This window comes from Mucilaginibacter sp. 21P, assembly GCF_019331605.1.
GTDB lineage: Bacteria > Bacteroidota > Bacteroidia > Sphingobacteriales > Sphingobacteriaceae > Mucilaginibacter > Mucilaginibacter achroorhodeus.
In genome coordinates this window covers 3076786-3088318 of record NZ_CP063061.1, presented here as the reverse complement: position 1 = coordinate 3088318, position 11533 = coordinate 3076786, and the positions used below count along the sequence as shown (strand labels likewise).

11 protein-coding genes are annotated in these 11533 nt (G+C 44.5%); 4 read left to right on the top strand and 7 right to left on the bottom strand.

What is annotated here, in order from left to right; all coding sequences use genetic code 11:
- Positions 1–2 precede the first annotated feature (2 nt).
- The 5 genes from INP83_RS13890 to INP83_RS13870 form a co-directional block, all read right to left on the bottom strand.
- Positions 3–3443 carry a response regulator gene (locus INP83_RS13890; protein ID WP_219124714.1) on the bottom strand — a complete coding sequence of 1147 codons (3441 nt, stop codon included), beginning with the start codon at positions 3441–3443 and terminating at the stop codon, positions 3–5.
- 88 nt (positions 3444–3531) lie between these two features.
- Positions 3532–3954 (bottom strand): hypothetical protein, encoded by a 423-nt coding sequence (locus INP83_RS13885; protein WP_219124713.1) that lies wholly within the window; start codon positions 3952–3954, stop codon positions 3532–3534.
- A gap of 22 nt (positions 3955–3976) precedes the next feature.
- Positions 3977–4306 (bottom strand): gliding motility protein GldC, encoded by a 330-nt coding sequence (gldC, locus tag INP83_RS13880; RefSeq protein ID WP_146272189.1) that lies wholly within the window; start codon positions 4304–4306, stop codon positions 3977–3979.
- 10 nt (positions 4307–4316) lie between these two features.
- A complete protein-coding gene (locus INP83_RS13875; protein WP_146272188.1) occupies positions 4317–4625 on the bottom strand; it encodes a hypothetical protein in 309 nt (102 codons plus the stop codon).
- On the bottom strand, positions 4591–5952 hold the full coding sequence (locus INP83_RS13870) for a DEAD/DEAH box helicase (protein WP_219124712.1): 1362 nt from the start codon (positions 5950–5952) through the stop codon (positions 4591–4593). The genes INP83_RS13875 and INP83_RS13870 overlap by 35 nt, the downstream gene beginning before the upstream one ends.
- A gap of 145 nt (positions 5953–6097) precedes the next feature.
- Between INP83_RS13870 and INP83_RS13865 the strand changes: the two genes are divergently transcribed.
- On the top strand, positions 6098–7432 hold the full coding sequence (locus tag INP83_RS13865) for a dihydroorotase (protein ID WP_219124711.1): 1335 nt from the start codon (positions 6098–6100) through the stop codon (positions 7430–7432).
- Between the two features lie 11 nt (positions 7433–7443).
- Here the strand turns inward: INP83_RS13865 and INP83_RS13860 are convergent, their stop codons facing one another.
- Both INP83_RS13860 and INP83_RS13855 read right to left on the bottom strand, forming a co-directional pair.
- On the bottom strand, positions 7444–7869 hold the full coding sequence (locus INP83_RS13860) for an SRPBCC domain-containing protein (RefSeq protein WP_219124710.1): 426 nt from the start codon (positions 7867–7869) through the stop codon (positions 7444–7446).
- A gap of 266 nt (positions 7870–8135) precedes the next feature.
- Positions 8136–9092, bottom strand: coding sequence for a YafY family protein (locus INP83_RS13855; RefSeq protein WP_146272184.1), 957 nt, complete (start codon positions 9090–9092; stop codon positions 8136–8138).
- A gap of 51 nt (positions 9093–9143) precedes the next feature.
- On the opposite strand from INP83_RS13855, the gene INP83_RS13850 reads away from it, so the two are divergent.
- The 3 genes from INP83_RS13850 to INP83_RS13840 all read left to right on the top strand — a co-directional run bounded on the left by INP83_RS13850 (position 9144) and on the right by INP83_RS13840 (position 11530).
- Positions 9144–9578, top strand: coding sequence for a DUF2007 domain-containing protein (locus tag INP83_RS13850; RefSeq protein WP_219124709.1), 435 nt, complete (start codon positions 9144–9146; stop codon positions 9576–9578).
- 100 nt (positions 9579–9678) lie between these two features.
- Positions 9679–10698, top strand: coding sequence for a N(4)-(beta-N-acetylglucosaminyl)-L-asparaginase (locus tag INP83_RS13845; protein WP_219124708.1), 1020 nt, complete (start codon positions 9679–9681; stop codon positions 10696–10698).
- A gap of 67 nt (positions 10699–10765) precedes the next feature.
- Positions 10766–11530, top strand: coding sequence for a copper homeostasis protein CutC (locus tag INP83_RS13840; RefSeq protein WP_219124707.1), 765 nt, complete (start codon positions 10766–10768; stop codon positions 11528–11530).
- The last annotated feature ends 3 nt before the right edge of the window (positions 11531–11533 follow it).

Here is an 11533-nt window from a genome sequence, read left to right as displayed (position 1 = left end):
AACTAACTATCCAACCACAATTGCATTAACGATATGAGCCTGTCCATATCAACCGGTTTAGTGATATAATCATTAGCACCGGCAGCAATACATTTTTCGCGGTCATCTTTCATGGCCTTAGCTGTTAACGCAATAACCGGCAGCTTTGTCCACTTGGCTTGTTTGCGTATTTGCCTGGTGGCTTCGTAGCCATCCATTTTAGGCATCATGATATCCATCAGCACAATATCAATATCGGTCACTTCCTCAAGCTTAGTTAAGGCTTCCTCGCCATCGTTCGCTATCTCAACTACCAGGTCGTAGCTTTCAAGTGCACTGCTAAGGGCAAATATGTTGCGCATATCGTCATCAACAATCAGTACCTTTTTACCCTTAATCGCGTCTTTCCCTTTCGTTATCATTTTCTGTTTCGGCTGTGTATTATTTGTTGCTTGTGGGGTGTTTTCGCTAATTTTGTTTAAGAACAGGTTAACTTCATCTATTAACCTATCAGATGACTTACTTGTTTTAACAACCATCGCATTTGCATACTGCATTAAGCGATTTACTGAAGTTTTATCCAATTCCATTGCCGTATTGATGATAACCGGCAACGATGCGAACTTATCAACCTCTTTAATTTTGTCCAAAAGATCAAGCCCTGAGATATCAGGCAGGTTAAGGTCAAGTATCACGCACTGGTAATCATGCTCATGTAGCATGCGGAATGCCGACTCACCGTCAAAGGCCTGATCTACCGTGATTCCCTGGCTTTGCATCAGGTCTTTAAGCGCCTGGCTTTGCGCCTTGTGGTCTTCAACCAGTAATATTTGGGTAAATCTTGTACCGTTTCGCGCCATGATATCGCCAAACAGTTTATCAAGGGTTTCGGTATTAACCGGTTTTTTAAGGAAGCTGATAGCACCCTCTTTACGTACACGATTAGCAGCCGCTTCACCAGCCGACATCAAATGCACCGGTATGTGCAGCGTTTGTTCGTCCTGTTTCAGTTCTTTCAATATTTGCCAGCCATCTTTGCCCGGCAGCATAATATCCAGTATAACGGCATCTGGCTGTTGTTCTTTAATGGCTTCAACCGCATCGGTTCCCTCGTTGATCATTACTGATTTAAAACCATGATCGCGGGCATAATCCTGAAGAATAACTGCAAAATTCGGGTCGTCTTCAACTATTATCACAAACGGCTCATGGGAAGGGTCTGCTTCTTTTTTCGGAACAGATTGAAGAAAGTTTTGAGGCGCCGGCTGGTAAGTTTCAACCGTTGGCACTACATCATCTTCCTGGTTCTCAAAGTGGGCCTCAAACGGCAGGGTAAGTATAAACTCGCTACCCAACCCCGGCTCACTGCTCAGGGTAATGTCGCCGCCTAATAAGGTAGCCAATTCCCTGCTGATAGACAGGCCAAGACCGGTACCCCCGTATTTACGACTGGTAGAACCATCTGCCTGCTGAAATGCCTCGAAAATTATACGCTGCTTATCTGCAGGGATTCCTATACCTGTATCTTTTATTTTAAATGAAACCGTATTTGGCCTTGGGCCCGCAACAGCGCTTACGCTAATTGAGCCGCTCTCCGGTGTAAACTTAAATGCGTTTGAAAGTAAGTTTTTGATCACCTGTTCAACACGTACCTTATCTGTTAAGATGCTTGGTGGCACGCCGGAAGAGCTGGTAGTGAACTTGATATTTTTATTAAGCGCCACCTCGGCAAACAACGATTGCATATCCGATAAGATATCGGTAATGTTGGTAACCTCTGTTTGCATATCCAGCTTGCCTGATTCTATCTTAGAAAGATCGAGAATATCATTGATGAGGGTCAACAGATCGTTACCGGCGTTAAAAATAACGCTTGCATACTTGATCTGGTCTTCCGATAAATTAGCCGGTTTATTATCTTTAAGTATGCGCGCCAATACTAGGATACTATTTAGCGGGGTACGCAACTCGTGGCTCATGTTGGCCAAAAACTCCGACTTGTAACGGCCTGTGGTTTCCAATTCGGTCGCCTTCTGCGTTATCGACTGGCGCGCCTCTTCTATTGCCTGGTTCTTTTCTTCAAGCAAACTGGCTTTTTCCTCCAGTTCGGCATTGATGGTACGCAGTTCTTCCTGCTGTACGCGCAACTCTTCTTCTGATGCCTGCAACATTTCTGTTTTGTTCATCAGCTCTTCGTTGGTTACGCGCATCTCTTCCTGCTGGGCTTCCAATTCTTCTGCCTGTTGTTGGGTCTCTTCAAACAGATCGTGCATAATAGTGCGGGCCTGTGCAGTGTTAACAGCAACTGCTACATCGTTAGATACACGCTCAATGTATTCTTTTACCTGCGCAGATACCTCGCCGCGGAAAGCAAGCTCAAAAACACCCTTTAATTTTTTATCGAATAAAAAAGGCACAATAAAGGTCTCAATGTGCTCATCCTTAACTATTGAGCTGGTTAGTTGCAGGCTATCATTGAGCTTGCCCTTTATTACAGCTGCTTTTTCATCTTTAGCCGCCTGGCCTATCCAGCCTTCTGAGATGCGGATAGTTTGTTTGATCTCCGCGGGATTTGCAAATGCATAAGACGCGTACAGATCAAGGGTTTCTGTGCCATCATTGTACAAATATATGGTGCCACTAAAGGCTTCGGCATAACGGCTCAACTCGGTAAGTACGTTCTCCGATAGTTCTTTCTCAATTTGCTGGCCCTGCATCTTATCGTTTAAGATACCAATGCCGGTAAGCAGCCAATTTTTATCTTCGTTCTCTTTTAATACCTTTTCTAACTCAATGTTAGCAAGTCTTACTTCTTCCTCAACCCTTTTTTGCCTTTTAAAAGTGCCTTGTATGTAATAGAACATTACTATTACGATGGCTAAAAACAAGCAGCAGCCAACCAAGATTATCTGTATAGCTTGTGCCGACGCTTTTTCTGAAGCAGCTTTACGCTGATCGAGCAGTGTGTTCTCAGATACAACCAGCCGGTTGCTGATATCGCGGATGCTATCCATGTTCTGCTTGCCGCCTAAAAACATCTTGTTGGCTACCATATACTCCAGGCCCATTTTCTCACGGGTGTCTATATTGGTTTTCAACACCAGCAACTGGCGGTTCACCAGATCTTTTAAAGAATCTATCCGCCGTGCCTGGGCTGCGTTATCTGAAACCAGGTTACTTAACTGGTAAAGGTTCTCGGTAATTTTAGGTACAGCAGCGTTGTAAGGGTCTAAGAAGGTTTTATTTGCCGTAGCGCCGTAACCGCGCATGCCGGTTTCACCGTCAATTAAAAGCTGTAAAACTTCATTAGAGGTTTTAATAACCTTTTGCGTGTGGTTAACCCATACGGTGTCGTCCTCAAGCTGTTTGATGCTTTTAAAGGATAGTGTGCCAACCAATAATACAAGCAGGATGGATATACCAAAGCCTAACATTACCTGGTTACGAAAGGAAAGCTTGAGCATAGTGTAGATAGTGGTTTATATTGCTACAAATATGTTAAAAAATTACACGCCTTATATACGGTTTGATGTAATAAACAGAGAGGTGGTATTATTGGTTAAACTGTTGCAGATTAACAGGTTTTTTGGTTAAAACTGCACCAACCAGAGAAAGCAAAGCACCTGCAAATAACACATACCAGCCCCACTTAAATGCTATCTGCTTTGCCAGAAATCCGCTTACGCCTTTAAACGGAATAAAGCTGAAAGTGGTTTTAACTTTAAAAACAGCGGCAATAAAAAGCAATGTTACTAAAATAATTGCCGCCCAGGCAGCTATACGGGTAACGTTAACCTGGTTTAGTACTGTACACAAAACACCAATTACCCCTACAAGCATCAGCACCATTCCGTAGGGTTGGTTAAGCTTGTAAACGTTCATGTTAAATAAGTGGAAAGGTCTTAACAGCGGACAAAAGGTGGCCACTATCAAAGTAAGAAAGCCCAGCATGGCTACAAGTGATGAAGGTCGCATAGGGTGATAAAAGGAATTTTTCTTACCTGGTTATTTCCATTTTTTCTGCAAAGTGGGCGCAGTAATCACGCAGGTCTTCTACAATATTCTGCTCGCCGGTTGCACGTAAAAAGGTATCGCCCATGGTTTGCAGCGTTTCGTAGAAAAAGCGCTTCATCTCATCAACGGGCATTTCTTTGGTCCACAAATCAATCTTCATGGTGTTTTTATAGCTGGGGTCCCAAACAGAAAGCATCAGGGCTTTCACCGGTACGGCATCCTCACCTTTTGAGTCTGTTGAGGTCCATACAATTTTCTCAGGCACGTTATTATCGTCAAGTGTAACGGTCAGCTTTATTTCAGCGGTTTTCATTTATAAAGTACTATTTAACAAGGAAAAAAATTATCAGCACCAAAGTTATAAAGCTTAGCTCTACAATCCACAGGTTTTTGGTTATCGTAAAGAAATTGCGGAAAATAAGATCTAAAAATGACACAACAACTCCGAACAGGATAAAGATCCACGCTACTGTAGTGCCCCAGTTTCCGCTTGGCATACCCGTAATTTTGGCGCCGGTAAAAAACAAATAACCTGCTGCAATAAAGAAAAAAGCCGTAGCGAAATTCAGAGGACTTATCCTGAATTTGCGTTGCTGGTTAACGTTTCCGGCCTGATCGTTTTGCTCCGCCATTTTGTTTAGATGGTTTTTTATTACTTGGATGGTTAGGGTTTCGTTTTGCTTTTTCGGCATCAAATTTCTTGTGCTGATTGGCTGATTTCTTTTCATGGAAGGCTCCCTTAAAGTCAGGGTCTTCTTTACGTTTTTGCAGATCTATCTCACGTGCCTGGTCCTGTCGCTCCTGGTAAGGGGTTTCTTCTATAAATACTTCCGCAGGTATTTCAAGCACAGGGATGATCTGGCGAATAAGCTTTTGTATCTTATTTAGATAATACTGTTCAGATGGTGTAGCAAATGTGATTGCAACACCCTTATTATAGGCCCTGCCTGTACGACCTATCCTATGCACATAATCCTCTATTACCACGGGTACATCAAAGTTTATCACGTGACTTACGTCGCTTACGTCAATGCCGCGCGATGCAACGTCGGTAGCAACCAATATCTTTACCTCATCGTTCTTAAAAGAATTGATGGAATTTATCCTGGTGTTTTGCCCCTTATTGGCGTGTAACACTTTTACCTCCGCCTCGCCAAACTTACGTGCAAGAAATTTAAAAACATCTTCGGCCACTACCCTTGTTTTACAAAAGATGATGAGTTTTTTGATATCATCTTCTCTGTCCAACAAGGTCTTTAACAGGTTTATTTTGGTTTTAATATTGGGAACCTGGTATAACTGCTGCTCCACGGTTTCTGCGGCCGTAGCCTGCGGGGTTACCTCAATTACTGTAGGGAACTCCAAAAAATTACCTGCCAAACTATGCACTTTATCGCTCATGGTTGCAGAAAAAAGCAGGTTCTGTCGTTTAACAGGCACAACTTCTAAAATGCGGTTTATCTGCGGCATAAAGCCCATATCCATCATTTTATCAGCCTCATCAAGCACAAGGGTTTGCAACTGTTTTGTAACAATATGGCCGGCAATGTAAATATCCAGGAAGCGGCCGGGTGTAGCCACAATAATATCCACACCTTTATTAACTTGTTCGATCTGTGTTTTTGGGCCCAAACCACCATATAATACCACCGTACGCAGGTCTGTATTGGCTGCAAACGTGCGGATATTCTCCTCTATCTGCATGGCAAGTTCCCGCGTGGGCGATACGATAAGTGCACGCGGGTTTTCGCCTTGGGCATACTTCAATTTCATCAGCAATGGCAACACGTAGGCCGCAGTTTTACCGGTACCTGTTTGTGCTATGCCCATCACGTCCTGCCCGTTCAATATCGGCGGGATTGCTTTTTGCTGTATGGGGGTTGGCTGTGTGTAACCGGCATCGGCAATGGCATTTAATATCTGCCGGTTAAATTTAAAATCATCAAAAGTTTCTGCCATGGGCGCAAAGATAAGGTTTTGGGTTTAGTTAATTAGAGGTTGGAGATTAGAGATTAGTTGAAAGCGTAGAGTGATCACCTACTAATCTCTAATCACAAAGCAACTAATCTCTAATTTTTACCCACTAATCACTATTTTTACCGCCATGTCATCCATCCTCATCAAAGCAGCTACTATAGTTAACGAAGGCAAAGAATTTACCGGCGATGTGCTGGTTAAAGACGGTGTTATTGAACGCGTTGACAGCAGTATCAATATCATTGCCGACCGCGAAATCAATGCGGAAGGCTTGCATCTGTTCCCCGGCGCGATTGATGACCAGGTGCATTTTCGCGAGCCGGGATTAACGCATAAGGGGAATATCTATACAGAATCGCGGGCGGCAGTTGCAGGTGGCATCACTTCTTTTATGGAGATGCCTAACACCGTACCTAACACGCTTACACAAGAACTGCTTGAGGAGAAATACCAGATAGGTGCAAAAGATTCGTTAGCTAACTACTCATTTTTTATGGGTGCCTCTAACGATAACCTTGACGAAGTTTTAAAGACGGATATTAAAAACGTTTGCGGTGTAAAGGTTTTCATGGGCTCCTCAACCGGTAATATGCTTGTGGATAACCGCACCACACTGGAGAATTTGTTTGCCAATTCGCCCATGCTAATTGCTACCCACTGCGAGGATGAGGCAACCATTAGGCGCAATTTGGCCCATTATAAGGAATTGATGGGCGATGACATACCTGTGCGTTACCACCCTATTATCCGTAGTGAGGAAGCTTGCTACCTATCATCATCGATGGCGGTAGAACTGGCTAAAAAACACAATACACGTTTACACATCCTGCACATATCTACCGGTAAGGAGACTCATTTATTTAGCAATGATATTCCGCTTGCAGAAAAACGCATCACTGCCGAAGCCTGCATTCACCACATGTGGTTCAGCGATGCAGATTATGAGACCAAGGGCAATTTCATCAAATGGAACCCGGCAGTGAAAACGGCGGCTGACCGCGATGAGATCTTGAAAGCAGTGCTTGACGGCCGAATAGATGTAATTGCCACCGACCATGCCCCCCATACACTTGCCGAAAAGGAACAAAACTACTTACAGGCCCCATCCGGCGGGCCGCTGGTGCAGCATGCGCTTGTAGCCATGCTGGAGCTTTATCACCACGGTAAAATTACCCTCGCGCAAATAGCTGAAAAGATGGCGCATAACGTGGCCACCATATTCCAGGTAGAGAAACGCGGCTTTGTACGCGAAGGCTACTGGGCAGATCTGGTTTTGGTTAACCTGAACAAACCATGGCAGGTAAACAAAGGCAACATCCTTTACAAATGCGGCTGGTCACCGTTTGAGGAAGCTACTTTCCGCTCGCAGGTGGTGAGCACCATTGTATCGGGTAACCTGGCTTACGAGAACGGCAGTTTCAGCAATGAAAAAAGCGGACAACGATTAAGCTTCGTCCGCTGATGGTGGTAATGTTATTTTTCTAATATTTTCTTTAATCCGCCTAATACCATTTGCCAGTTCTCTTCAGAATGCTTTCTAGATGCTTCGTCTTTTATATTATCCTGCGTTAAGATTAGCGTTGTAACGCCGTCGTTTTCATCCAGCGAATAGCTTACATCGGCGTAGTTCTCCGGCTTATCTTCCGTGCCGCTCATGCTGCTCCAGTAAGTGTACTTTACATATTTACCGGGTTCAATTTCTTTTATGGTGCCCTTATCTTGATAAGCTTTGCCTTCCCACTCGCCGCTGAAGGTGATGGAGCTACCGGGTTTCCAGTCGGAGTTTACGGTGGTGCCAAAGAAGTACTGTTTTACAATTTCAGGATCGGTCAGTCCTTTCCAAACCTCGGCTTGCTGCGCATTAATACTGATACTGGTTATTAATGTGAGCTTTTCCATTTTTTGATATGTTTAGTTTTAATATAACATTACAGCAAAGAAATGGTGTGTGATGACAACTGTATGTCAGGAGGGTATTGAAGTTAAAGTCAAAATTAAAAGTAAAAGATCATGTCATTGCGAGCGATAGCATGGCAGTCTTATAGCACAAGCACACCGATCTTGCCTATGAGATTGCTACGTCGCTGTAGCTCCTCGCAATGACACGGCTTGTAATTACGACATCATTTGATCAGGTTAATCGAGGTTCAAAACAAATAGTCTCCCTACACCGCCACTCCCCCAGCCCTCTTACTCACAGCATCCAGCAACTCCCCAACCCTATCCCTTAAATACGGTGGACTAACAATATCTGCCGAGTCGCCAAACATCATGTACCAGCGGGCAAAGCCTTCGATTGAGTTTGTAAGGAAAGTCATTTCTGTCTGCTCCCCGGCGTCCTTTTCTGATACGAAGCCATTATAATATTTTTGATAACTCAGATACGGCATGGTTTTTTTATCAACCCGCATTATTACCGTTTCTAATTTATGCTCTGATGCCGTTTGGGCGATGTAATCCTTAAGTGTTGGATGTTTGCCTTCAAATTTATCAGGCATTTCCGTTAATGATTGTATCCTGTCGAGTCTGAAATCGCGGTAATCTTTACGCATGCGGCACCAGGCTATCAGGTGCCAGAAACTATCGAGATAAAATATCCCGATTGGCTCGATCTCGCGTTTGGTCTTTACTTGCGTGTAACCGGCCAGGTATTCTATACAAAGCACCGTTTTGCTTATGATACCGTTAAGGATGGTTTGGATGTGATCCTGGTTCTCTATCTTACGTTGTACCGTACTTTTAAAAACCTCGATATTACCTTCCATGCTGTCCAAAAGGTCTTTTTCAGATGTTTTGAGGATAGCCCTTATTTTGTACATAGCGGAGCGATGCTGCGCCGCAGTCGATGCATCCGTCATCTGCTCAACAAACTTTTCTGCAGTAAGAAAAGCGGTTGCTTCTTCGCGGGTAAACATAATTGGCGGCAGCCTGTAACCATCAACCAGCGAGTAACCTACGCCCGCTTCACCTATAACGGGCACGCCGGCTTCTTCTAACGAACGCACGTCGCGGTAAACCGTACGCAAACTTATACCAAACCTTTCGGCAATATCGCTGGCTTTCACTACCCTGCGCGATTGCAGTTGTATTAAAATAGCAGATATACGGTCGATGCGGTTCATGCCTCAAATTAAATAAAAAACACCGTATCTTAGTAAAAATGTTGATTAATTATGGCACAATCTACCGAGGATAATATCATAACATTTGAAAGCTACTACGACCCCATGCTGGCCCATATTGTGCGTACGCGCTTAGAGGATGCCGGCATTCCATGCTTTATTGCTGATGAGAACGTTATTGCTGCCAACCCCTTCTACAATACAGCCGTGGGCGGTATAAAACTTAAAATATTTGAACGTGATCTGGAGCGCTGCCGGGCTATACTTGCAGATGAGGGCGACCTGCATGAGCAGGACCATGTTGAAATAGATGAAGAAGATAACGCGGTTGCCTGCCCGTATTGTGCCTCTACTAATGTTAAACATCGTTTGGCTGATGATACAACAACAGGTATTTCGGGCCTGATTTCAACCCTATCCGGTTTGCTATCATTTAAAGGGAAGAGCGAATGGTATTGCTACAATTGCCAGCGCGAATTTGACTAATAGTTATCCGCTGTTATTTTCGGCGTTATTGCGAGTTAAATTTCATGTATCAAACCTGATACATTATGTACCCTTTGTTTAGGTTTGCTATATTTAACCTATGTATAATCGCCGTAAATTTTTAAAACTTTCTGCAGCAACTGCTTCTGTGGCTGCTATTTCCAGATCAGCAATTGCAAAAAATTTATACAAAACAGCAGAGAAAAAGTTTCCCATTGTAATTTCAACGTGGGATTTTGGTATTGCAGCTAACAAGGCGGCGTGGAAGGTATTAGAAAAAGGCGGCCGCGCGGTAGACGCGGTTGAGGCAGGTGTTCGCATCCCTGAAGCCGATATGAAAAACCATACCGTTGGCCGCGCAGGTTACCCGGACCGTGACGGTTTTGTAACCCTTGATGCCTGTATTATGGACGAGAACGGTAACTGCGGTTCTGTTGCGGCGATGGAAGACATTGCGCACCCTATTTCTGTAGCTCGGTTGGTAATGGATAAAACGCCGCACGTGATGTTGGTGGGCGATGGCGCGCGCCAGTTTGCCATTGAGCAAGGCATTAAACCCGAAAAATTATTAACGCCCGAGTCTCGCGCAGCCTGGAAAAAATGGCTTAAAACTGCAAAATATTCGCCGGTGATGAATATTGAGAACCAGCAAAGCCGCCAGGGCAGCAAGTACAATCATGATACTATTGGTATGCTTGCGCTTGATGCAAAAGGCAACATTGGTGGTGCATGTACAACAAGCGGTATGGCGTTTAAAATGCACGGCCGGGTTGGCGACAGCCCCATCATTGGTGCGGGTTTATATATAGATAACGAAGTTGGCGGTGCCACGTCTACGGGCGTTGGTGAAGAGGTTATCCGGAATGTGGGCAGCTTTTTGGTGGTTGAACTAATGCGCCAGGGCCTTTCGCCGGAGGATGCATGTAAAGAGGCGGTACAACGTATCATTAAAAAGAAGCCGGAAATCGCTAAACAGATCCAGGTAGGTTTCCTTGCTATAAACAAAAAGGGTGAATATGGTGCGTATGCCCTGCAGGATGGTTTTTCTTTCGCTGTTTGCGACAGTAATAAACAGGATACCCTGATCCCCGGAAAATATTTTTATAAAGACGGCAAGTAAATACAATTTGTATTTTTGATGATTCAGTGGTGGATGGTCGTCTTATCCACTCCAACATCTTTACCTTATGACAACAGAATACTCCCACAAAGTTAATCTTGAAGTATGTGCCAACTCAGCGCAATCGGCAATTGCCGCACAGGATGGCGGCGCTATACGCGTGGAACTTTGTGAAAACCTTGCAGAAGGTGGCACTACCCCATCTGCCGGGCAAATACTCTTAGCCCGTAAACATCTGCACATCAAACTTTATGTATTGATAAGGCCCCGCCGTGGTGATTTTTTATATAACGACCTGGAGTACGAGATAATGCAGGCCGATATCCGCAATTGTGTTGAAGCGGGCTGCGATGGTGTTGTGATAGGTATGCTTAAGGCCGATGGCAGTATCGACAAAGAACGCTGCGCCGAACTGGTACGCTTTGCCAAGCAATGGGGACTGGGCGTTACCTTCCACCGTGCTTTTGACATGTGTAACGATCATTTTAAGGCACTGGAGGATATAATCGAGATAGGCTGCGAGCGCATCCTTACATCCGGTGGTAAAACTACCGCAATGGAAGGTGCCAGCACTATTGCTCACCTGGTTGAGCGGGCAGCGGGCCGCATCAGCATTATGGCCGGCAGCGGCGTGACTGAAGGCAACGTTGCCGATTTGGTGCATTACACTAACATTACAGAAGTGCATTCATCTGCCCGTGCTAAAGTACAGGGCGGCATGCAATACAAAAACGACCATATTCTGATGAGCGAAGGCATGAGTGACGAATTTAGCCTTGACCTTACCAGCGTTGAACGGGTAAAAAAAATATTAGAAGAAGCGAATAGGTAACCT

Bases quoted from the DNA above. Each gene is read 5' to 3' on its own strand.
- INP83_RS13890 (WP_219124714.1), bottom strand. From the start codon at position 3,443: ATGCTCAAGCTTTCCTTTCGTAACCAGGTAATGTTAGGCTTTGGTATA.
- INP83_RS13885 (WP_219124713.1), bottom strand. From the start codon at position 3,954: ATGCGACCTTCATCACTTGTAGCCATGCTGGGCTTTCTTACTTTGATA.
- gldC (WP_146272189.1), bottom strand. From the start codon at position 4,306: ATGAAAACCGCTGAAATAAAGCTGACCGTTACACTTGACGATAATAAC.
- INP83_RS13875 (WP_146272188.1), bottom strand. From the start codon at position 4,625: ATGGCGGAGCAAAACGATCAGGCCGGAAACGTTAACCAGCAACGCAAA.
- INP83_RS13870 (WP_219124712.1), bottom strand. From the start codon at position 5,952: ATGGCAGAAACTTTTGATGATTTTAAATTTAACCGGCAGATATTAAAT.
- INP83_RS13865 (WP_219124711.1), top strand. From the start codon at position 6,098: ATGTCATCCATCCTCATCAAAGCAGCTACTATAGTTAACGAAGGCAAA.
- INP83_RS13860 (WP_219124710.1), bottom strand. From the start codon at position 7,869: ATGGAAAAGCTCACATTAATAACCAGTATCAGTATTAATGCGCAGCAA.
- INP83_RS13855 (WP_146272184.1), bottom strand. From the start codon at position 9,092: ATGAACCGCATCGACCGTATATCTGCTATTTTAATACAACTGCAATCG.
- INP83_RS13850 (WP_219124709.1), top strand. From the start codon at position 9,144: ATGGCACAATCTACCGAGGATAATATCATAACATTTGAAAGCTACTAC.
- INP83_RS13845 (WP_219124708.1), top strand. From the start codon at position 9,679: ATGTATAATCGCCGTAAATTTTTAAAACTTTCTGCAGCAACTGCTTCT.
- INP83_RS13840 (WP_219124707.1), top strand. From the start codon at position 10,766: ATGACAACAGAATACTCCCACAAAGTTAATCTTGAAGTATGTGCCAAC.